A 20,396-nucleotide genomic window follows, 5' to 3' on the forward strand; every position below is an offset into this window, starting at 1 on the left:
GTGTCGTATGTGAGTGCGTGGATCGAATGCGTGACCTTTCCACAGACGCGTCGTTGATCGGATGACAGCACCATGGGTGAGAGGAGGGGTGCCGGTGAGGCGGAGGCTGCCGCTTGGTGAGGGCGAGACGGCCCGCGCCGCCTGTGCCCGTGGCCTGCTGCGTACGGGCGTGGTGGAGCAGACGGGCGAGGTGCTGCCAGCCGCCGTGCTGGGGGAGCGGGTGGGCTGGGCAGCCGATCTGGTGTCCGGTATGGCCGCCGAGCTGCTGGCCGCGCACTGGAACGCCCCCGACATCGACCTGCTCGCCTCCGGCGAGGATGCGGCAGGCCGGGCGCTGCCGTCGAACGCCTGGATGGCGCTGCGGCGCCTGGGCTGGAGTGTCGCACCAGCCGAGGGCGTCCGTGTCAACGACCGGATCGTGCGCATGGCCCAGGAGCAGGCCGGGCGCCTGTTGCGGTCGGCGAAGTGGCGGGCCGACGTGACAGCTGGAGTGATCGAGACGTGGCCCGCTGACCCGGGCAGGCGCACTCCGGGCGAGTGGGAGGCCGTCCGTGAGGCCGTCCCCGACGGCCGGTACCTGCCGTCCGGTGTGATCAGGTCCCGGACCCGGCAGATCGCCGCTTTCGCGAGCAAACACGACCGGTTGCCGGCCGACGTATTCGAATTGGAGGCCGCTCCCCACGTGGGGCGGATGCTGCTGTTGTCGGCGTGCGACGGGCAGCAGGCCGCCATCGGCCGCGGTGACGATCCGGGCCGGGCACTGCTGCGGTTGCAGCTGCCCACCCGCCCGAACCCGTGCTCCTACCGGGACTGGACGTGGGTGGCGTGCCCGATCACACTCCCGCCTACCGTCCCGCCCGGCGCGGCGCTGCACCTGCCCACCCTGCGCATCCACCGGGGCCTGGTACGGGCCGACCTCGCCTACACCCATGCCGTGCCCACGGTCCGGCGCACCGGGCACACCGTGGCGCTGGGCGTGGACTGGGGACTGAACACACTGCTCAGCGCGGGCGCCGTTCGGCTCCGGGACAACAGCACGATCGTCGCGCTGGGCTCCGGTGCCCAGTTCCGGGCCGCCGGAGTGCTGGCCAAACAGCATCGGCTGCGCCGTGCGTGCGAGTACCTGCACGCCAAGACCGACCACTACCACCGGCTCATCAACGACAGCGACGGCCATCCGCTGACCGGCAAGCACGCCGTCCTGGCAGAGGAGATCCGGCACGTGTCGGAGAGGCGCTCGAACCTCAACGACGCCCTGGCACGGTCCGCCGCACGGTGGACGGTCGACCAGGCCCTCGCCGCCCGTGCGAGCGTGATCTACGTCGAGGACCTCCGCTCGATGGAGGCCCGGGGCATGGGCCGCACCCTCAACACCCGCCTGTCCCAGCAGGTACGCGGGCAGATTGTGGAACGGATGCGGCACCTGGCCGCCGAAGCGGGCATCGCCGTGGTCACCGTCCCGGCCCGGGGCACCTCCCGCCACTGCCCCCGCTGTCTTGTCCCGCTGCGCCACCGCAAGGCCCCCGACCGGCCCACTACACCCGGCTGGAAGTGGGCGATGTGCCCGAACCCGGCGTGCGGTTGGCGGGGCGACCGCGACATGGGCGCGTGGCAGCGCATCGCCGCACGCGGTCTGACCCACCAGACCAAGACCGCTACCGACCGCGCCAGCGGCACCATGGTCATCCGTAGCGTGGTGGAAAAGCTCGAAGCCACCGCAGTGGTCGAACCGGCCACCACCGAGACCTGCCGGAAGGACCGGTCCAAGACCGGTCCCACCCGGCGCAGGATCCCACGCCCCGCGCCCAGGCGACGCAGGGCACCCTCCCCCACCGGCCCGTCGGGTCCGGCGGGCAAGCGTCCGGAGGGACACGCACCCACGGGCCGGATCCGGCTGCCCCGCGCAGCTCACCGGCACCAGGGCGTGACGACGATCAGCACCCCCACCACCCGCCGACACCGGCCACGAGGAGCAGCACTGGGCGCAGGCTTCCATCTCCACGCTCACGCTTCTCCACCCAGGTGGGCACAACCCACGCCAAAGACTACGTCTTGCATGGGATCGCTTAGCTGATCAGAGACGCTGGTGGTCGACACGGGGCTGCTCCTCGGGCTGGAGATACATGGGTTCGGGTCGGCGGTGCCGGTGTGGCCTGGATGTGGCCTGGTGTCGTGTGCCTATGGTGCATGTGACGCTTGCGCCGGGCTTACAAGCCTGGTCACCGCTTCGTCCGGCCCCGGCATCGACAGCACCTCGGCGCGCAGTTCGCGTGCGGCGGTGGCGTACGAGGGTTGTTCCAGCAGCGCCGACAGCTCGGCGAAGAGGCGGGCGGGCGACGCGTCCACCGGCACCAGCCGCCCGGCGCCCACGAGGGCGAGCCGCGCCCCGTTGAGCTGCTGCTCCGGGCGCGGCGCGACGATCAGCTGCGGCACCCCCGCCGCGGCGGCGGCCACCACAGCCGTACCGCCGCCCTGGTGGAGCGCCGCCCGACAGCCCGCCGGGAGCCGGTACGGCGGCCCGGCCGCGCCTCCCGGGCCTGGCCACAACACCACTTCCGCGCCGCGCGTCTCGGCGTGCCGCAGGGCGGCGCGTACGGGCTTCGGCGGACCGCCGGGGTCGTCCCAGGCGACACAGACCCGATACGCGGCCTTGCCCTCCCCAGGCGCTCCGTCCTGCCCGCCCTGCCCGTGCGGCCCCTCCGGCCCGCCCTGCCCAAAGCGCACCGCCATCCGCCGCGCCGCCGAGGGCAGGGCCAGGCTGGGCGGGCACGGGTCGAGCCACAGGCCGGGCTCGTACGCCGGGTCCACGCCGTAACGCCGCATCAGTCGGGCGTAGCCGGGCAGCGGCGGGCCGTGCAGATCCTGCCGGTCCAGCCGGAGCACGGCCGCGCTCCCCCACATCTGGCCGACCGCGGGCACCCCCAGCACCGCCGCGGCCACCGTGCCCGCGTACGCGCTCGCGTCGTGCACCACCAGGCCGGGCTGCCAGCAGCGGGCGAAGGCCACCAGGCCCTGCGCCATCGCCTCGGCGATCCGCACCTGCTTCTCGCCGAGCGCGCGCAGCATGCCGCGCTCCTCCGCGCCGAGCCCGGCGGGCCGCACCGGCCAGTCCGCGGGCCAGTTTCCGATCCGGCGGGGCACCGCGCCCGCGGCCCCGGACGCCTTGGGCAGCGGGCCGACCGGGACGGGGACCAGCCCGGCGTGGGCGACGGCCGCCGCGCAGCCGGACGGCACCGCGACCCGCACCTGGTGGCCGGCCGCCAGGAACGCCCGCGCGAGCGGCACCATCGGGGCGAGATGCCCGCCCGAGGACCAGGTGGTGAACAGAACACGCACGGGACTCCTCCGGAAGTTCGAGAGCGCGACGGCCTGTGGGGGGCTCGCTCACCGCCCGCCGGACACCGTCAACACCTCGCCGGTGATGTTGCCGTTGGCCGCCGAGCACAGGAACACCAGCGTCCGGGCGATGTCCTCGGGCGTGCTCAGCCGCCCGGTGGGGGTGGCGGCGAGCTCCCGCTCCCGGACCGCGCCCGGCAGGCCGGCGAGCACCCGCTCGGTCGAGGTCAGCCCCGGGCATACGACGTTGACCAGCACGCCGTCACCGCCCAGGTCCCACATCAGGCTCCGGGCCAGACCGTGCAGCCCGGCCTTCGCCGCGCCGTAGAACTCCTGGCCGCGGGCGCCGTCCAGCGCGTTGTGCGAGGAGACCAGGGCGATCCGGCCCCAGCCGCGCTCGCGCATCCCGGCGACGGCGCACTGGACCGTACGGATGGCGGGGGCCAGGTTGTCGGAGACGATCGGCAGCCACTCCTCTTCCGGTACGTCCTCGAACCGCTCGCGCGGCCCGCGCCGCACCCCCCACCGCCATGCGTTCGCCACCAGTACGTCCAGGCTCCCCCAGCGCCGCTCCACCGCGGCCACCACCCAGCGCGGCGAGGCGGGGTCGTCCAGCGCGTACGGCACGGCGAACGCCTGCCCCTGGCCGGCCGCCCCGCACAGTTCGGCGGCGAACGCCTCGGCCGCCTCGCGCTGATGTCGGTAGGCCACCGCCACCCGCGCGCCCTGCGCGGCGAAGGCGCGCGCGGTGGCCCGCCCGATGCCGCCGGTGGCGCCGGTGACCAGGACCGTACGTCCCTCCAGGCCGAGGTCCATCACGCCGTGGCCGCCCGGTGTCCGGGCGCCGGTTGAGTCCGCGGCGCCCCGCGGGTCGCCACGAACTCGCGGATGGACGCGGCGACGTAGTCCAGCATCTCCTCGGTCAGACCGGGATAGACCCCGACCCAGAAGGTCCGCTCGGTGATCAGATCGCTGTTGGTGAGGTCCCCGGACACCCGGTGCGGCAGCCCGATGTACGCCGGGTGGCGGGTGAGGTTGCCCGCGAACAGCAGGCGGGTGCCGATCCGCCGGGACTCCAGGAAGTCCACCAGTTCGGCGCGGCCGAACGGCGCGCCCGGCGCCACCGTGATGACGAACCCGAACCAGCTGGGGTCGCTGCGCTCGGTGGCCTCGGGCAGCAGCAGATGCGGCACACCGTCCAGGCCCTCGCGCAGCCGCCGCCAGTTGCGGCGGCGCGCCGCGCCGAAGTCGTCGAGCTTGGCCAGCTGGGTCAGCCCGAGCGCCGCCTGGAGATCGGTGGCCTTCAGGTTGTAACCGACGTGGGAGAAGATGTACTTGTGGTCGTAGCCCGCGGGCAGCGTCCCCATCTGGTAGTCGAAGCGCTTGAGGCACTTGTTGGACTCGCCCGGCTCGCACCAGCAGTCCCGGCCCCAGTCCCGCAGCGACTCCACGATCCGCGCCAGCGCCAGGTTCGAGGTCAGCACACAGCCGCCCTCCCCCATCGTGATGTGGTGTGCGGGATAGAAGCTCACGGTGGTCAGATCGCCGAAGGTGCCGGTGAGCCGGCCGTCGTAGCGGGAGCCCACCGCATCGCAGTTGTCCTCGATGAGGAACAGCTCATGCCGCTCGGCGAGTTCGGCCAGCTCGGTCGCGGGAAACGGATTGCCCAGCGCATGGGCGACGGCGATGGCGCGGGTGCGCGGGCCGATGGCGGCGGCGACCCGCTCGGCGGTGGTGTTGTACGTGCCGAGGTCGACATCGACGAAGACCGGCACCAGGCCGTTCTGCAGGATCGGATTGACGGTGGTGGGGAACCCCGCCGCGACGGTGATCACCTCGTCGCCCGGCCGCAGCCGCCGGTCCTCCAGCTGCGGTGAGGTCAGCGCGGCGACGGCCAGCAGATTCGCCGAGGAGCCCGAGTTCGTCAGATGCGCCTTGCGCAGCCCCAGTTTGCGGGCGAACGCGGACTCGAACTTGCGCGAGCTGCGCCCCGCGGCGATCCGCATCTCCAGGGCCGCCTCCACCAGCGACACCCGGTCGTCCTCGTCCAGCACCGCGCCGGACGGCCAGATCTCGGTGACTCCGGGGACGAACGCCCGGCGGGGCTCCCGCTGCTCCCGCTCCTGGTGGTACTTGCGGACCTCGTCGAGAACAAGCGCCCTGTGGTCGCTCATCGCCATGTCCTTCCTGCCTGTCCATAACCGCTCACCGCTAGGGGACCAGCCACCGCTGTGCCGTCATCCGTTCCGTACGGACCGGACACTTCCGCCCCCGGCTCGAACCGCTCTCGACACCCGGTCGGGCGGCAGCCCCGCGGCGGTCAGCTGGTCCCGCAGCGAGCGGTCGGCGCGGTACCTCGGCCGCCAGCCCAGCAGCCGGCGCGCCGCGCAGATGTCCAGCAGCTGCCAGTCGGCGCCACTCCCGGCCGGCCCCGAGCCTCCCGGGCCGCCCATGCCGCCACGGCTGCCGGGGCTCTCCGGTCGGCTGCCCGCCCGCTCCACCACCGGCGTCTCGACCCCGCTGAGCTCGATCATCCGGTCGACCAGCTCACGCACCGGACTCGCCCGCCCCGAGCCGACGTTGACAATCCACGCACCGGTCCGCGCCACCCTCGGCGCGACCGCCGCGGCCAGTACGGCCTGCCCGACATCTCTGATGTCCACGAAGTCCCGCCGCGCGGTCAGCGGGGCCAGCCGCAGCACACCCTCCGCCGACCGGCCGCGCGCTGTCTCGGCCAGGTGGTGGGCGACCGTGCCCAGCAGACTGGTGCGGGGCGCGCCGGGGCCGTAGACGTTGGCGATCCGCAGCACCGTCCCGTCCACCGCGCCACTGCGCGCCGCGCGCAGCATCGCCTCCGCTCCGAGCAGCTTCGTACGCCCGTACGCGGACACCGGCGCGGGGGGCAGCCCCTCGGTGATCGCCATGCCCGGCGCCACCGGGCCGTACTCGTGGACCGTGCCCAGCTGGATCACCCGGGGCCGGTGCGCCAGCGCGGAGACCGCCTCCACCAGCCCGCGCACCAGCCCGGCGTTGGCCGCTCCCAGCTCCTCCTCGCCGCCGCCCCAGGCCAGGCCCGCGGCGTTGACGACGATGTCCGCCCCCGCCCCGGCCAGCACACCGGCGAGCCGCGCGGGCGAGGTGCCGGTCAGATCCAGGCAGATGTGGCTCCCGCCCCGGCCGGCCGCGAGTTGGCCGGCCGGGGCGCGGGAGACGGTGAGCACCCGCGCGCCCTCGGCCTCGAACACCTCGCTGATGTGGCGCCCGAGCGAGCCGGTGCCCCCGAGTACGACGACCGACACCCCGGCAGCGACCGACACCCCGGCAGCCTGCGACACCATCGGCGTCTCCTCACGGCAGTCGACATCATCTGACAGCGCCGCCATCGTGCTCGCCGCGACTCGAGTCCTCCTCGACCCGCACCGCCTACCGTCGGGGGACCATGGAGATCCATGAGACCGCCGTACCGGACGCCTACCGCATCGTGCCGCGCCACCACACCGATGCGCGGGGCAGCTTCTTCGAGTCGTACGCGTACGGGCAGCTGGCCCGGCAGACCGGCCATGTGTTCGTCCCGCTACAGGTCAACTACTCGGTGTCGGCCCGCAATACGCTGCGCGGTGTGCACGGTGTGCGGCTGCCGCCCGGGCAGGCCAAGTTCGTGACGTGTGTGCGCGGGGCGCTGCTCGACGTGGTGGTGGACCTGCGTCTTGGTTCGCCCACCTTCGGCGCGTACGACACCAACATGCTCGACGCCGACGAAGGCACCGCGATGTACGTGGCCGAGGGGTTGGGCCACGGCTTCGTGGCGCTCACCGACGACACCTGCATCAGCTATCTGTGCTCCACGCAGTACGTCCCCGGCACCCAGATCGACCTCCAGCCGCTCGACCCGGCGCTCGGGCTGCCGTGGCACCTCGGGCTCACCGACGAGCCCCTGATCTCGGAGAAGGACGCCCGCGCCCCGTCCCTGGCCGAGGCCACCGACCAGGGACTGCTGGCCACCTACGACGCCTGCCGCAACCACTACGAACGGCAGCTGCGCGCCGCCGACGCCGCCGAGCCCACCGCGCACGTCTTCGCGAAGGCGTCGAGGACCCGCCGGTAGTAGCCCGGGCCGAAGCCCATGCGGGCCGTCTGGGGGACCAGGGCCCGCAACTTCTCGGTGCAGATGACGTGCTGGGCCCCGGCCTCCCGGTACTCCCGGTCGGCCACCAGGCCCAGCCGTCCCTCCAGATGGTCCACGATCCGCTCCACCGGAACCGCCTCCCCGGAGGCCACATTGACCGTCTCGCCCCGCAGATCCTGGGCCAGCAGCAGGTCGATGACGCGGACCACGTCCACCACGTCGATCAGATCCCGCGCCGCCCCCTTGTGGATACGGACCAGGCCCTCCCGCATCTGCCGCACCAGCGCGGGCAGCAGCTGGTGCGGCGGCTGCCCGGGTCCGACCAGATGGCCGAGGCGCAGCACCAGCCAGTCGGCCCCGGAGGCGTGCAACTGCCGCTCCAGGCCCAGCTTGTGCTCCCCGTACGGGGTGCAGGGGACGATCGCGCTGTCCTCCCGGCCTGGGCCGTCCACCGCGCCGTACATCCCGGTGGCCGCGGTGGAGAAGAACAGCAACCGCCGCCCGGTGGCCCGGCATCCGTGCGCCACCTCCCGCAGCAGCGCCGCCTCCCGCGCGAAGTCCGCGTCCGAGGTGCCGCTCGCCCAGGACACACCGGCCGCGAGGACCACGGTGTCCGGGTGCTTATGGGCGATCGGCTCAAGGCTCCGGGCGAGGAACCCGTTTCCCACAATCTCCATGCCACGTCCTGAAGTCGAGAGTCGGTGCGGTAGGTGGGGGCGATGCGCTAGGTGAGGGGGCGGGGTGCGGGTGCGCGTGCGGTCAGCCGCGTACCAGCAGCGCGCCCGCGGCCAGCTCTTCCAGCCGGGACACCAGCGCCGAGGGGTGGGGGCCCGCCGCCATCTCCTCCTGGAGCCGGAGGGCCGTGGCCCGGTACGACGGGTCGCCCAGCAGGGCCCGGGCGGCCGCGCGGATGGCCGGGACGTCCGCGGTGGCGTTGGGCAGGGCGATCCCCGCGCCCGCCGCCACGATCCGGTCGGCGATCGTCTCCTGGTCGAGGCCGCACGGCAGCATCAGATGCGGCACACCGGCGGCAAGACCGGTCATGGCGCAGCCCCCGCCGGCGTGGTGGACCACCAGATCGCAGGAGGGCAGCAGCAGATGGAGCGGAGTGTGCTCCAGCAGCCGCACCCCGGGCGGCAGGGTGCCGATCCGCTCCCGGTCGGCGCCGGTGACGGTGAGCAGCACCTCGACGTCCAGCTCGGCCAGCGCCTTCACCACCTTCGGCACGGCGAAGGAGCCGGGCCCGAAGGTGACGCTCACCGAGGTGCCCCACACCACGCAGACCCGGGGCCGCCCGAACGACGCGCCCGACTCGGGCAGCGCCTGCAGCCATGGCGGCATGGCCCCGGGCCCGTTGTAGGGCACATGGCGCACGGGGATGCGGTGGGCGGTCAGCGGCGGGGCGGCGCCGGCCGGGCAGGGGTCGATCGCGTACTCGTAGGTCTCCCGCCGCAGCGCCCCGACCTCGTAGCGCTGAAAGGCGCGGCTGGTGTCCAACGGCACCAGGGGCACCCCGCGCACCCGGTCGTCCGGCCCCACCGGGCCCCACAGATGGAGCAGCGCGGGCACCCTCAGCACCCGCCCGACCAGCGGTCCCTCCAGGCTCAGCAGGTCGTGCACCACCAGCTGGGGCCGCCACCAGTGGCCGAAGGCCACCGCCGCGTCGGTGGAGCGGTGTGCCATCTCGATCAGCTGCTCGTGGTGGTCGCGCAGCCAGGCGCCCGGTTCGAACTCCTCCAGCGAGGCGACCGGGTGGCCGGTGACCGGGTGCGGCGGAAGCTCCCGGTAGGGCCAGCGCCCGCCCTGTGCGGCGGAGTAGTTGAGCAGCCGGGCCATGAACGCCAGGTCCGGCGCGTCGAGTACGGCGAGCGGGGTCAGTCCGGCGCGCCCGACGGGCTCCGCCTGACTGGGCGCGCACACCACCCGCACGTCGTGTCCGGCCGCCTGGAGCGCCCAGCCCAGCGGCACCATGGAGAACCAGTGGCCGGGCCAGTTGGACACCACGAAGAGAACACGCATCAGCGCTCGCCTCCCCGCGCCTCGGGCCGCTGCCCGGCCTTCCCGGACTGCCCGGCCGGCGGCGCCACCAGATGCAGCACCGGCCGCAGCCCCAGCGCCCCGAGCGCGTCGCGCGGGCGGTCCGAGGCTGTGCCGCGGGCCGCCGCATAGCCGTCGGGCCGGATCAGCAGCCAGCCGCCCGGCGCCGCGCGCAGATCGACGCGCAGCCGCGCGCCCGGGTCGGCCAGCGGGCCCGGCGCGCCCTCCGCGGCGCCCTCAGGCATGGCCGGCACGGCCGTGACGACCGTACGGACGCTCAGATAGCCCCCGTACGCCTCGGCGAGCGCGCACAGCGACGGGTACTGGTCCGGGGTGGCGAAGGCGAGCAGCGTCCAGCCGGGCCGGGACAGTTCGGCGATCAGCTCCCGCCATCCGGGGCTTCCCGCCGCCCGCCGCGGCCCGACCGTGGCCACGCGGGTGCCCGCCGTCTCCCCCAGGACCGCGGGCCCGGACGGGTACGTCAGGTCGAGCGCGGTCATCCCGCCCATGATCCGGCGCTGGATCCGGGCCTTGAGCGGCGGCAGCGCGCGGACCACGCCGAACGCCGTGCGCAGCAGCGAGGCGGCGGTACGGCTCTTCAGCTGCACCAGGGCGGTGGCGAACCGCGTGGAGTGCAGCAGCCGTTCACCGACCGGGACCCGCTCGGCGCCGTAGGACTCCAGCAGCCGCGGGCCCGCCTCGCCGCGGATGACGGCGGCCAGCTTCCAGGCGAGGTTGACCGCGTCCTGGACACCGGTGTTCATGCCCTGCCCGGAGGCCGGGCTGTGCACATGGGCGGCGTCGCCCGCGACGAACACCCGCCCCGCGCCCATCCGCGGCACCATGCGCTGCTGGATGGAGAACACCGACACCCAGGTGGGAGTGGCCACCCGCGCGGCGCGGCCGGTGCCCGCCCGGATCTTGGCGGCGAACCGCCGGGCCACCGCCGCGTCCTGCGCCTCGCCGCCGTCGTACTCGACGTCCGTGGTGTCCAGCAGCCGCCACTTGCCGGGCTCCGGGAACGGCACCATCATCACCGTCCCGGCCGGGGTGCGCATCCAGTGGATGCTGTCGCGCGGCAGATCGCAGTCCACCTCCGCGTCCGCGATCAGCCAGGTCTCGCTGGAGTCGCCGAGCAGCGGCAGCCCGAGTTTCTTCCGTACCGTGCTGTGCCCGCCGTCGCAGCCGACCAGCCACCCGGCGCGCGCCTCCTCCACGCGGCCGTCCGGGTGGCACAGCCGGGCGCGTACGGCGGTGTCCAGGTCCTCGAACCCGGTCAGCCGCACGCCCCACTCCACCTCGACCCCGTGCCGGGCCGCGGACCGGCGCAGCACCTCCTCGGTGATCACCTGGTCGACCATGAGGGTGAAGGGGAAACGGGTGGGCAGCCGGCTGTAGTCGGTGTCCAGACGGATGAGGCGGCGGCCGTTCTGGTGCAGGGTGAAGTGCTCCACCCGCTGTCCGCGGGAGATCAGTTCGTCGGCCACGCCCATTTGGCCGTAGGTCTCCAGGGTGCGCGCATGGGTGGCCAGGGCGCGGCTGGTGGTGGCCGGGCCCGCGGCGCCGTCGACCAGGCGTACCCGCACGCCGTGCCGGGCCAGTTCATGCGCCATGGCCAGCCCCACGGGCCCGGCACCGACCACGAGCGCCTGGGTGGCGACATGGTCCAACGACCCCGGGGCGGCGTCCCCCACGAGGTGCTGCCGCGTCGGACTCATCCGCGCGTCACCTGCTTCCACCAGCCCGGGTTGTCGCGGTACCAGGCGACGGTGGCGGCCAGGCCGGTGTCGAACGGCACGCGTGGCGCATAGCCCAGCTCTTCCCGGATCTTCGTCTCGTCCAGGGAGTAGCGCAGATCGTGCCCCTTGCGGTCCGGGACGTGGCGCACCATGCGCTCATCGGCGCCGCACAGCTCCAGCAGCCGCCGGGTGAGGGCGGCGTTGGTGTACTCGTTGCCCCCGCCCACGTTGTAGATCTCGCCCGCCCGGCCTCGGTTGAGCACCAGGTGGATGGCGCGGCAGTGGTCCTCGACGTGCAGCCACTCGCGCATGTTGGAGCCGTCGCCGTAGAGCGGGACCTCCTTGCCCTCCAGGAGGTTGGTGACGAACAGCGGTATGAGCTTTTCGGGGTGCTGGTACGGGCCGTAGTTGTTGGAACACCTGGTGATCGACACATCGAGGCCGTGGGTCCGCCAGCAGGCGCGGGCGATCAGGTCGGAGGCCGCCTTGGACGCCGCGTACGGGGTGTTGGGCGCGAGCGGCCACTCCTCGGTCCACGAGCCGTGCTCGATGGAGCCGTAGACCTCGTCGGTGGACACATGCACCACCCGGGGGACACGGGCGCGCAGACAGGCGTCGAGCAGGATCTGGGTGCCGCACGCGTTGGTGGTCACGAAGTCGGCGGCGGCCTCCAGGGAGCGGTCGACATGCGACTCGGCGGCGAAGTGCACCACCGCGTCGTGGCCCGGCAGCACCTCGTGCAGCAACGGGGCGTCGCAGATGTCGCCGCGTACGAAGGTCAGGCGCGGATCGGCGGCCGGGAGGCTGTCCCGGTGTCCGGCGTAGGTCAGCTTGTCCAGGACGGTGACCCGGGCGCCCGCGCAGCCGGGGTAGCCGTCGGCGAGCAGGGTGCGGACGTAGGTGGAGCCGATGAAACCGGCGCCGCCGGTGACCAGGATCCTCACGCGGCCACCTCGATACGGGTGTGATCGCCGACGACGAGCCGGTGGCGGCTCGTGGCGGTGTCGGTGGAGGCGTTGACGGCAGTGGGCTCGGCCGTTTCGGGGGCCGTCTCCGGGGCCGGGACGGTGGCGATGGCCGCCGAGCGGCCGATGACCGAGCCGTACAGTCCGCGCACCCGCACCAGGGAGGCGCCGTCCAGCACGATCGAGTCGTCCAGCCGGGTGTCCCGCAGTACACAGTCGCTGCCGACCGAGGTGTGCGGCCCCACGTGGCTGTCCTCGACCAGCGTGCCCGCGCCGATGATCGCCGGTCCCTCGATCCGGGAGCGCACCACCCGGGCGCCGGACTCGACCACGACCGGGCCGGTGATCTCGCTGGCCTCGTCCACGTCCGCCGCCACCGAGCGGTTGAGGGTGCGCAGCAGCTCGCGGTTGCAGTCCAGGACGTCCTCGACCTGGCCGGTGTCCTTCCAGTAGCCGGAGTACTCGCTCGCCCGTACCGTCTCGCCCCGGGCCACCAGCCACTGGATGGCGTCGGTGATCTCCAGCTCGCCGCGGGCGCTCGGCGCGATCGCGGCGACGGCCTCGTGGATGGCGGGGGTGAAGAAGTACACGCCGACCAGGGCCAGATCCGACCGTGGCCGGGCGGGTTTCTCGACCAGCCGCAGCACCGAGCCGTCCACCGCCACTTCCGCCACCCCGAACGCCTGCGGATCGGGGACCTTGTGCACCACCACCTGCGCCGCCGGCCGCCTGGCGCGGAACTCGGCCGCGACGTCCGCCACCCCGTCCGGGAGCATGTTGTCGCCGAGGTACATCACGAAGTCGTCGTCGCCCAGGAAGTCGCGGGCGATGGCGACACAGTGGGCAAGACCCAGCGGCTCGTCCTGCGGGATGTAGGTGATCCGTACGCCGAGGTCGGAACCGTCGCCCAGCGCCCCCGAGATCGCCCGGAGCTGATTGCCGACGACGATGCCGACGTCGGTGACGCCGAGGTCGCGGATCGCCGTCAGGACGTGTTCGAGGACCGGCTTGTTGGCGATGGGGATGAGCTGCTTGGGCATTGAATAGCTGAACGGGCGCAGGCGGGTCCCCGACCCGCCGGACAGCACGAGAGCCTTCATGTAAGTCCTCCTTAGCGGACAGCGCGAGCATGTGAGCGCCCGGTCGAGGACCCCTCGAAGACCGGTGAACCCCTGCCGCGGGCCCGCCATGTACCGGACCTCCAGCCCGGCTTGAGCCGCATTGCCGACCATCTCCCGCGGCCGGCACATCGAGCACATCGAGTGCGGCGTCGGGCGTCGGAGGAGAGAGAGTCCATGCGCTGGGAGAACATCCACATCGCCGCGGTCGGCACCTGGCTTCCGGAGCCGGTGGCCGTCGAGGCCGCCGTACGGTCAGGGGAGCTGACCCCGGAGCGGTGCGAGGTCTTCGGCTACCGGTCGGTGCTCGTCGCCCCCGACGGGATCGCCCCGCCGGACATGGCCGTGCACGCCGCCGAGACGGCGCTCAAGCGTTCCGGTATCGCCCCCAAGGAGTTCGGGCTGCTGCTCCACGGCAGCCTGTGGTTCCAGGGCCTGGACGTGTGGCCGGTCGGCTCGTACGTCGCCCAGCGCACCGTGGGGCGCACCGTCCCCGCGCTGGATGTGCAGCAGCGCTGCAACATCGGGGTCGGTGGCATCGAGCTCGCCGCGACCCACCTGGCCGCCGGGGCGCGTGGCTCCGCGGTGATGCTCACCACCGCGGACCGCTGGGACGGCGGGGTCAACCGGTGGTCCCTGCACGAGGACCATGTGTACGGGGACGGCGCCACCGCCATGGTCCTCTCCCGCCGGGGCGGATTCGCCCGGCTGCTGTCCACGGCGACCGTGGCCGACAACTCGCTGGAGCCGATGGCGCGCGGCGACGAGCCGTTCCACCCGGTGTCCCCCGCCGCCCACACCCCGCTCGACCTGACCCGCCGGTCCCGCCAGTACAAGGCCGAACACGACGAGGACGAGGCCGCGCTGCGGCACGCCCGGGTGATGCTCCAGGCGAAGGTCAAGGCGCTGGCCGCGGCCCGTATGCCCTCCTCCGCCCTGGCCAAGGTGGTCATCCCGGCGACCGGGCGGCGCAAGGGCGAGTACCAGTTGCACCATCTGCTCGGCGTGGAGGAGCACCAGACCACCTGGGAGTACGGGCGCACCACGGGCCATATCGGCGGCGGGGACCTGGCCGCCGGCCTGGCCCATCTGGTGGAGACGGAGGCGGTCAGGCCCGGTGATCGGGTGCTGCTGTTCGGCGGCGGTTCCGGGTTCACCTGCACCACCGCCCTGCTGGAGATCACCGAGGTCCCGCAGTGGACGTGACCGCCGCCCCGAGCCCGCCCCGGGCCACCTCCGGCACCGTCCACGCGCTGCTGGAGACCGCGGCGGCCACCCGGCCGAACGCCTGGGCGGTCCGGGACCGTACGGGCGCGTGGACGTACCGCCAACTCGCCGAAAAGGCATCGGCGTTCGCGGCGTGGCTGGCCGAGCGGGGCGTACGGCGCGGCGAGCGGGTGCTGGTCCGGGTCGGCAACCGGCGGGAGTTCGCGGCCATGCTGTTCGGCACGGTGCGCCACGGGGCCGTGTTCGTCCCGGTCAACCCGGCGATGCGGCCGTTCCATCTGAGCACGGTGGCAGACGACTGCGATCCCGCGCTCGTCGTCGCCCGCGCCGACGACCCCGCGACACTGCCCGGGCTGCGGGAGGTGACGGGCCGCCCCGTCCATGACCTGGACGCGGTGTGGCGGTGTGCAGAAGCACTGGCGCTACAGCCACCACCCGACGAGGCGGACACCGCCACCGGCCGTGCGGCCGAGCCGGTGTCCCCCGACGACCTGGCGCTGCTCATCTACACCTCCGGGTCCACCGCCGCGCCCAAGGCCGTGATGTGCCCGCACACCGCCATCTGCTTCGCGGCCCGCGCCATCGCCTCCCGGCTCCGCTACCGCCCGGACGACGTCGTCCTCACCGCCCTCCCGCTCTCCTTCGACTACGGCCTCTACCAGATCTTCCTGGCCGCCCTCGCGGGCGCCGAGGTCGTCCTGACCGAGCCGGACCACCACATCGGGCTGCTGGCCACGGTGCGCGAACACGGCGTCACCGTCGTCCCGGTGGTGCCCTCGCTCGCCGAGATGCTGCTCCGGCTGGCCGGCCGGGAGCGCTCCGCCGCGGCCCCGCCCCTCCGGCTGTTCACCAACACCGGCGCGGCGCTCACCTCCCCGCTGATCGCGGGGCTGCGGCGGACGTTCCCGGGCGCGGCGGTGGCGCCGATGTTCGGCATCACCGAGTGCAAGCGGATCACCGTGCTCGAACCCGACGGCGACCTCGCCAAACCGGGCTCCGTCGGCACCGCCCTGCCGGGCACCCACGTGGCCATCCTGGACGACGCGGGGCAGCCGCTGCCCGCCGGGCGCACCGGGCAGATCGCGGTCCGCGGCCCGCATGTCATGCGGGGCTACTGGCGGGCGCCGGAGCTCACCGCGGCCCGGTTCCGTACGGATCCGCTGACCGGCGAAACCACCCTGCACACCGGCGACTTCGGCCACCTCGACGAGGACGGCCACCTCTACTTCCACGGGCGCCGCGACGACCTGTTCAAGCGGCGCGGCGTACTGACCGGGGCGCTGGAGATCGAGGCGGCGGCGCTGGACATCGACGGGGTCAGCGCCGCCGCCGTACTCCCGCCCGGCCCGGACGCGGACCTCACGCTCTTCGCCGTCACCGAGCTGACCCCGGAGCGCGTGCTCGGCTCGCTCGGCGAACGGCTGGAGGGCTCCAAGGTCCCGGCCGACTGCCGGGTCCTCCCCGCGCTCCCGCTCACCCCGAACGGCAAGACGGACAAGCAGCGGCTGCGCCAGATGCTCGGCACATCGCCCCAGTAACAACTTCTCTCAAGGACAGAAGGAAGAGGTCACCGACATGCACTCGGATCGTTCCGGCCGGTCCGGCCTTTGGGAGCAGCGCTTCGAGGACCTGGTCCTCGGTGTCCTTCCCCAGCACTCCCGCCACGCGCCGCTCGACCCCGCCCTCGATCTGAAGGCGGCCGGGCTCGACTCCATGGCCACCGTCGAGCTCCTGGTCCGCCTGGAGGAGGCATACGGAGTGGACTTCCCCGACGCCACGCTGAGCGGGGAGACCTTCGCCACCCCGGCCGCGCTGTGGCACGTACTCGCCGCGCAGCGCACGGACGACGCGGTCACCTCCGAGGGGGAGCCCACATGCGCGTCCTGATGACGACCACGCCCTCGCCGTCCCATCTCGCCCCGATGATCCCGCTCGCCTGGGCGCTGCGGGCCGCGGGCCACGAGGTGCTGGTGATGGGCCAGCCCGATATCCAGAAGACGGCCCACGCGGCCGGGCTGACCAGCGTGAGCGTCGGCGCCCCGTACTACGGCAACGACTCGGTGCTGCCGTATCTGCCACCGGGTATCCGGCCACTGCAGGCCCTGGGCCGGAACAACAAGGAGGTCCTGCCGGGCGCCGCCAAGGTGTACGCCACCCACGCCCGTTACATGGTCCGCGGCTATCTCGACGTGGCCCGCGAGTGGCGGCCCGACCTGGTCGTGGGGGAGCAGTTCGACTACACCTCGCTGATGATCGGCGGCGCCCTGGGCGTGCCCGCCGTACACCACCGCTGGGGCGTCGACCCGCTGACCGGTCCGGCCCGGCCGATCGCCGCCATCTTCCTGGACGGGCTGTGCCGTCGGCTCGGCATGGACGGCCTGCCCGAGCCGCACGCCGTCCTCGACCCGTGCCCGCCCACGCTCCAGGACCCGGACGCCGCGCCCGGCACACCGATCCGGTTCGTGCCGTTCAACGGCGTCGGCACCAGGCCCGCTTGGGTCACCGAACCGCGGGCCGCCCGCCGCGTCTGCGTCACCCTGGGCCGGCAGACCCTGGTGACGAACGGGCTGCCGCTGCTGCGCCATGTGCTGGAGGCGTTCGACGGGCTGCACGACGAGACCAACGCCGATGTCGAGGCCGTGGTGACCGTCGACCCCCGCTTCCGGGACCAGGTGGGGGCGGTGCCCTCCGCCGTACGGATCGTCGACCCCACCCCGCTGAATCTGTTCCTCCACACCTGTGACGCGGTCATCCACCACGGCGGCTGCGGCAGCGCGCTGACGGCGACCGCGGCCGGGCTGCCCCAGCTCGTACTGCCCCAGCTCCTGGACCAGTTCACCGTCGGCGACGCACTGGCCGACGTAGGCGCCGGGATCAGCCTCGACACCGCGGCGGCGCAGGACGACCCGGAGCGGGTGCGGGCCGCGGTGTCCGCCCTGCTCACGGACGAGGGACACCGCCGGGCCGCCGCCGAACTGGCGGATGAGGTACGGAACATGCCCTCGCCCGCGACTGTTGCCGCCGATCTCGAACAGCTCGTCTCGGCGGCCAGCGGCCGGGCCCCCGCACCGGCCCCGGCCCTGGCCGCCGCGTCATGAACACGGAGTCCGACCGGCCCACGAAGCCCGCCCCACCCACGGTGGCCGCCTCACCCACCATGTCCGAGGGGCAGATCCATCTCTTCTCGCTGGGTGCCCTGCTGACCATGCTGCTCTCGCTGCTCGACGAGAACATCGTGGCCACCGCCGCCTGGCCGATCGCCCAGGACCTGGATCCGGCCGGCGGCGTCGGCGCCATCCCCTGGCTGATCACCGCCTACGCCCTGGCCGCGACCGCGTCCCAGCCGCTGTACGGGAAGCTCAGCGACACCCTCGGCCCCCGGCGGGTCTACCTCTTCTCCGTCCTCGTCTTCCTCCTCGGCTCCGCGCTGTGCGGAACCGCCACCCACATGGGCGAGTTGATCGCCTACCGCGCGCTGCAGGGGCTGGGCGGCGGCGGGCTGATGAGCCTGACGCTGATCATCCTCGCCACCGTCTACCCGCCCCGGCAGGGCAGTGGCGGCGGTGGCATGGGCATGGGCGGCGGTCTGGTGGCCCTCGGCATCCTCGCGGGTCCGCTGCTCGGGGGCTTTCTGACCGAGCATCTGTCCTGGCGATGGATCTTCTACGTCAATCTGCCGCTGGGCGCCGTCTCCGTCGCCATCACCCTGGCCGCTCTGCGGCTGCCGCACCGCGCCACCGGCCACCGCGTGGATGTGACGGGCGCGGCGCTGGTCACGGCGGGCGCCACCGGGCTGCTGCTGGTGGCCGAGTGGGGCGGCTCGCACTACGCCTGGTCCTCCGCGCCGATCCTCGCGCTGGGCGCGGGGAGCACCGCCCTGCTCGTGGTGTTCTGCTGGTGGGAGACGCGGGTGGCGGAGCCGATCCTGCCGATGTCGCTCTTCCGTGACCCGGTGTTCCGGATCGCCGCCCCGCTCCAGTTCATCGGCGGCTTCGCGGTGCTGGCCGCCCCGCTGTTCATCGTCGCGTATCTGCAGATCGCCCGCGGCGTGCCGGCGGGCGACGCGGGGCTGCGGCTGGCCCCGGTGGCCGCGGGGGTGATGGTCGTCATGGGCGTGTCCGGGCTGGTGATCACCCGGCTCGGGCGCTACAAGCCGCTGCTCATCGCGAACACCGCCATCGCGGCGCTCGCCCTGGCCCTGTTCGGCACGGTCGACACGCACACCTCGGGCCTGACGCTCGGACTGCTGCTGGTGCTGCTCGGTATCGGGCTCGGCGGGGTCGTACAGGTCGTCCTGCAGACCGCTCAGGCGGCCGCGCCGCCCGGCAGCCTCGGTGTCATCACCACCGGCACCCGGTTCTTTCTGATGCTGGGCAAGGCGTGCGGCGCCGCGGTGCTCGGCGCGGTCCTGGACCACCGCTACTCCGGACACCCGGGGACGGCACACACGGTGCACGCCTACGTACTGGCCACCGACACGGTGTTCCGGTGCGCCGCCGGGGTGATGCTGGCCGGTCTCGCGCTCGCGCTCCTCATCCCGGACGTACGGCTGAGCGCCCCCGACCCCCGGCCCGCCACCGCCACCACATCCCCCTCCCCCGCCACCGCCGACGCCCCGCAACCGTCCACCTGAGGAGAGCAGATGCGCGTCCTGATGATGTCCACCCCCGTGTCCTCCCACTTCGCGCCCCTGGTGCCACTGGCCTGGGCGCTGCGCAGTGCGGGACACGAGGTGCTGGTGGCCGGGCAGCCGGATGTGATGGGCCCGGCCCGTTCGGCGGGGCTGAGCGCCGTGAGCATCGGCGACTGGTTCCACGTCGACGACCTGCTGCTCGGCGGCCTCCCGGAGGGCAAACGGCTCGTCGAATCGCTCGGCCGCCCGGCGTCGGAGCAGGTGGCCGGGGCGGCGCGGATGTGGATGGTGCACACCAAGTACCTGCTGCCCGACTATCTCGACTTCGCCCGCGCCTACCGCCCGGACCTGATCGTCTCCGATCTGCTGGAGTACACCGCGCCGATTCTCGGCGGGGTGCTGGGCGTGCCGGTGGTGCACTACCGCTGGGGCGTCGATCCGTACACCCGCCCCGCACGCCCGGCGGCGCGCCTCGCCCTCCAGGGCGTGTGCGAACGCCTCGGCCTGGACGGGCTGCCCGACCCCACCGTGCTGCTCGACCCCTGCCCGCCCGCGCTCCAGCTCCCGACGGCGGAGCAGGGCACCCCGATCCGGTACGTACCCGCCAACGGCAGCGGTGTCATGCCGGACTGGCTGCGCGACGAGAGCATCGCCGAGGCGAGCTCCCGGCCCCGGCGCGTGGCCATCTCCATGGGGCTGCGCACCCTCGTCCTCAACGGTGTCCCGCATCTGCGGCAGGTGCTGCGGGCCTTCGACGGGCTGCCGGACGTCGAGGCGGTCGCGACCGTCGAGCAGGAGTACCGCGAGGAGCTCGGCCCCGTCCCGGACAACGTACGGATCATCGGCCCCACTCCGCTCCATCTGTTCCTCGGCAGCTGTGCGGCGGTGATCCACCACGGCGGGGCGGGCACCGCGCTCACCGCCTCCGCCTTCGGCCTGCCGCAGCTCGTACTGCCGCAACTGGCGTGCATGTTCGCCACCGGCGACCGGCTGGCGACGGTGGGCGCGGGCATCACGCTCGACGACGCCGCCCGCCAGGACGACCCCGAGGTGCTGCGCGAATCCCTGACCACGCTGCTGTCCGAGCCCGGCTACGCCAAGGCGGCCGGGGAACTGCGGCAGGACATGGAGCGGATGCCGGTGCCCTCGCGGGTCGTGGCCGATCTGGAGCAGCTGGCCGAGTCGCAGCCGGTGTGAGTGGCCATATGGGTATGT

At 73.4% G+C, this 20,396-nt stretch carries 17 protein-coding genes; 8 read left to right on the forward strand and 9 right to left on the reverse strand.

Annotated features, from left to right (window positions below; genetic code table 11):
• Nucleotides 1–94: 94 nt before the first annotated feature.
• Nucleotides 95–2,074: a zinc ribbon domain-containing protein gene (locus tag ACFV2X_RS04415; RefSeq protein ID WP_385611239.1), complete on the forward strand. Its 1,980-nt coding sequence runs from the start codon at nt 95–97 to the stop codon at nt 2,072–2,074.
• Between the two features lie 104 nt (nt 2,075–2,178).
• Here the strand turns inward: ACFV2X_RS04415 and ACFV2X_RS04420 are convergent, their stop codons facing one another.
• From ACFV2X_RS04420 to ACFV2X_RS04435, 4 genes are all read right to left on the reverse strand, one after another.
• The gene (locus ACFV2X_RS04420) at nt 2,179–3,336 is read right to left on the reverse strand and encodes a nucleotide disphospho-sugar-binding domain-containing protein (RefSeq protein ID WP_385611242.1); all 1,158 of its coding nucleotides are present in this window, start codon (nt 3,334–3,336) and stop codon (nt 2,179–2,181) included.
• Between the two features lie 48 nt (nt 3,337–3,384).
• Nucleotides 3,385–4,152, reverse strand: coding sequence for an SDR family NAD(P)-dependent oxidoreductase (locus ACFV2X_RS04425; protein ID WP_385611496.1), 768 nt, complete (start codon nt 4,150–4,152; stop codon nt 3,385–3,387).
• On the reverse strand, nt 4,152–5,510 hold the full coding sequence (gene rfbH / locus ACFV2X_RS04430; RefSeq protein WP_385611245.1) for a lipopolysaccharide biosynthesis protein RfbH: 1,359 nt from the start codon (nt 5,508–5,510) through the stop codon (nt 4,152–4,154). Before rfbH ends, ACFV2X_RS04425 begins: the two co-directional genes overlap by 1 nt.
• A 63-nt stretch (nt 5,511–5,573) precedes the next feature.
• Nucleotides 5,574–6,674: an NAD-dependent epimerase/dehydratase family protein gene (locus tag ACFV2X_RS04435; protein ID WP_385611247.1), complete on the reverse strand. Its 1,101-nt coding sequence runs from the start codon at nt 6,672–6,674 to the stop codon at nt 5,574–5,576.
• A gap of 101 nt (nt 6,675–6,775) precedes the next feature.
• Here ACFV2X_RS04435 and ACFV2X_RS04440 point away from each other — a divergent pair, with 101 nt between their 5' ends.
• Nucleotides 6,776–7,441, forward strand: a complete 666-nt coding sequence (locus ACFV2X_RS04440) for a dTDP-4-dehydrorhamnose 3,5-epimerase family protein (RefSeq protein ID WP_385611250.1) — start codon at nt 6,776–6,778, stop codon at nt 7,439–7,441.
• On the opposite strand, the gene ACFV2X_RS04445 is transcribed toward ACFV2X_RS04440, so the two are convergent.
• The 5 genes from ACFV2X_RS04445 to ACFV2X_RS04465 form a co-directional block, all read right to left on the reverse strand.
• Nucleotides 7,360–8,139: an NAD-dependent epimerase/dehydratase family protein gene (locus tag ACFV2X_RS04445; RefSeq protein ID WP_385611253.1), complete on the reverse strand. Its 780-nt coding sequence runs from the start codon at nt 8,137–8,139 to the stop codon at nt 7,360–7,362. The two genes, ACFV2X_RS04440 and ACFV2X_RS04445, sit on opposite strands and share 82 nt — an antisense overlap.
• Before the next feature lie 82 nt (nt 8,140–8,221).
• Nucleotides 8,222–9,481, reverse strand: a complete 1,260-nt coding sequence (locus ACFV2X_RS04450) for a nucleotide disphospho-sugar-binding domain-containing protein (RefSeq protein ID WP_385611255.1) — start codon at nt 9,479–9,481, stop codon at nt 8,222–8,224.
• Nucleotides 9,481–11,217, reverse strand: coding sequence for an FAD-dependent monooxygenase (locus tag ACFV2X_RS04455; protein ID WP_385611258.1), 1,737 nt, complete (start codon nt 11,215–11,217; stop codon nt 9,481–9,483). The genes ACFV2X_RS04450 and ACFV2X_RS04455 overlap by 1 nt, the downstream gene beginning before the upstream one ends.
• Entirely contained in the window at nt 11,214–12,182 is a 969-nt protein-coding gene (gene rfbB / locus ACFV2X_RS04460; protein ID WP_385611261.1) for a dTDP-glucose 4,6-dehydratase, read from the reverse strand. Before rfbB ends, ACFV2X_RS04455 begins: the two co-directional genes overlap by 4 nt.
• Entirely contained in the window at nt 12,179–13,303 is a 1,125-nt protein-coding gene (locus ACFV2X_RS04465; protein ID WP_385611265.1) for a glucose-1-phosphate thymidylyltransferase, read from the reverse strand. The genes rfbB and ACFV2X_RS04465 overlap by 4 nt, the downstream gene beginning before the upstream one ends.
• Nucleotides 13,304–13,498: 195 nt before the next feature.
• Between ACFV2X_RS04465 and ACFV2X_RS04470 the strand changes: the two genes are divergently transcribed.
• Genes ACFV2X_RS04470 through ACFV2X_RS04495 form a run of 6 tightly spaced genes read left to right on the forward strand, consistent with a single transcriptional unit; the run spans nt 13,499 to nt 20,378 of the window.
• Nucleotides 13,499–14,527, forward strand: coding sequence for a ketoacyl-ACP synthase III family protein (locus ACFV2X_RS04470; protein ID WP_385611268.1), 1,029 nt, complete (start codon nt 13,499–13,501; stop codon nt 14,525–14,527).
• A complete protein-coding gene (locus tag ACFV2X_RS04475; protein ID WP_385611271.1) occupies nt 14,518–16,086 on the forward strand; it encodes a class I adenylate-forming enzyme family protein in 1,569 nt (522 codons plus the stop codon). Before ACFV2X_RS04470 ends, ACFV2X_RS04475 begins: the two co-directional genes overlap by 10 nt.
• A gap of 37 nt (nt 16,087–16,123) precedes the next feature.
• Complete coding sequence (locus ACFV2X_RS04480) at nt 16,124–16,435, forward strand: phosphopantetheine-binding protein (RefSeq protein ID WP_385611273.1); 312 nt, start codon at nt 16,124–16,126, stop codon at nt 16,433–16,435.
• Complete coding sequence (locus ACFV2X_RS04485) at nt 16,423–17,646, forward strand: nucleotide disphospho-sugar-binding domain-containing protein (RefSeq protein ID WP_385611275.1); 1,224 nt, start codon at nt 16,423–16,425, stop codon at nt 17,644–17,646. The genes ACFV2X_RS04480 and ACFV2X_RS04485 overlap by 13 nt, the downstream gene beginning before the upstream one ends.
• The gene (locus ACFV2X_RS04490) at nt 17,643–19,181 is read left to right on the forward strand and encodes an MFS transporter (RefSeq protein WP_385611277.1); all 1,539 of its coding nucleotides are present in this window, start codon (nt 17,643–17,645) and stop codon (nt 19,179–19,181) included. The genes ACFV2X_RS04485 and ACFV2X_RS04490 overlap by 4 nt, the downstream gene beginning before the upstream one ends.
• A 9-nt stretch (nt 19,182–19,190) precedes the next feature.
• The gene (locus tag ACFV2X_RS04495) at nt 19,191–20,378 is read left to right on the forward strand and encodes a nucleotide disphospho-sugar-binding domain-containing protein (RefSeq protein WP_385611280.1); all 1,188 of its coding nucleotides are present in this window, start codon (nt 19,191–19,193) and stop codon (nt 20,376–20,378) included.
• Nucleotides 20,379–20,396 lie beyond the last annotated feature (18 nt).

This window comes from Streptomyces sp. NPDC059679, assembly GCF_042734105.1.
In the GTDB taxonomy this organism is placed as follows: domain Bacteria; phylum Actinomycetota; class Actinomycetes; order Streptomycetales; family Streptomycetaceae; genus Streptomyces.

Coding starts and splice junctions, on each gene's coding strand:
- rfbH (WP_385611245.1), bottom strand. CDS start 5,510: ATGAGCGACCACAGGGCGCTTGTTCTCGACGAGGTCCGCAAGTACCAC.
- ACFV2X_RS04480 (WP_385611273.1), top strand. CDS start 16,124: ATGCACTCGGATCGTTCCGGCCGGTCCGGCCTTTGGGAGCAGCGCTTC.
- ACFV2X_RS04445 (WP_385611253.1), bottom strand. CDS start 8,139: ATGGAGATTGTGGGAAACGGGTTCCTCGCCCGGAGCCTTGAGCCGATC.
- ACFV2X_RS04450 (WP_385611255.1), bottom strand. CDS start 9,481: ATGCGTGTTCTCTTCGTGGTGTCCAACTGGCCCGGCCACTGGTTCTCC.
- ACFV2X_RS04465 (WP_385611265.1), bottom strand. CDS start 13,303: ATGAAGGCTCTCGTGCTGTCCGGCGGGTCGGGGACCCGCCTGCGCCCG.
- ACFV2X_RS04455 (WP_385611258.1), bottom strand. CDS start 11,217: ATGAGTCCGACGCGGCAGCACCTCGTGGGGGACGCCGCCCCGGGGTCG.
- ACFV2X_RS04485 (WP_385611275.1), top strand. CDS start 16,423: ATGCGCGTCCTGATGACGACCACGCCCTCGCCGTCCCATCTCGCCCCG.
- ACFV2X_RS04440 (WP_385611250.1), top strand. CDS start 6,776: ATGGAGATCCATGAGACCGCCGTACCGGACGCCTACCGCATCGTGCCG.
- ACFV2X_RS04425 (WP_385611496.1), bottom strand. CDS start 4,152: ATGGACCTCGGCCTGGAGGGACGTACGGTCCTGGTCACCGGCGCCACC.
- ACFV2X_RS04435 (WP_385611247.1), bottom strand. CDS start 6,674: ATGGTGTCGCAGGCTGCCGGGGTGTCGGTCGCTGCCGGGGTGTCGGTC.
- ACFV2X_RS04470 (WP_385611268.1), top strand. CDS start 13,499: ATGCGCTGGGAGAACATCCACATCGCCGCGGTCGGCACCTGGCTTCCG.
- ACFV2X_RS04495 (WP_385611280.1), top strand. CDS start 19,191: ATGCGCGTCCTGATGATGTCCACCCCCGTGTCCTCCCACTTCGCGCCC.
- ACFV2X_RS04490 (WP_385611277.1), top strand. CDS start 17,643: ATGAACACGGAGTCCGACCGGCCCACGAAGCCCGCCCCACCCACGGTG.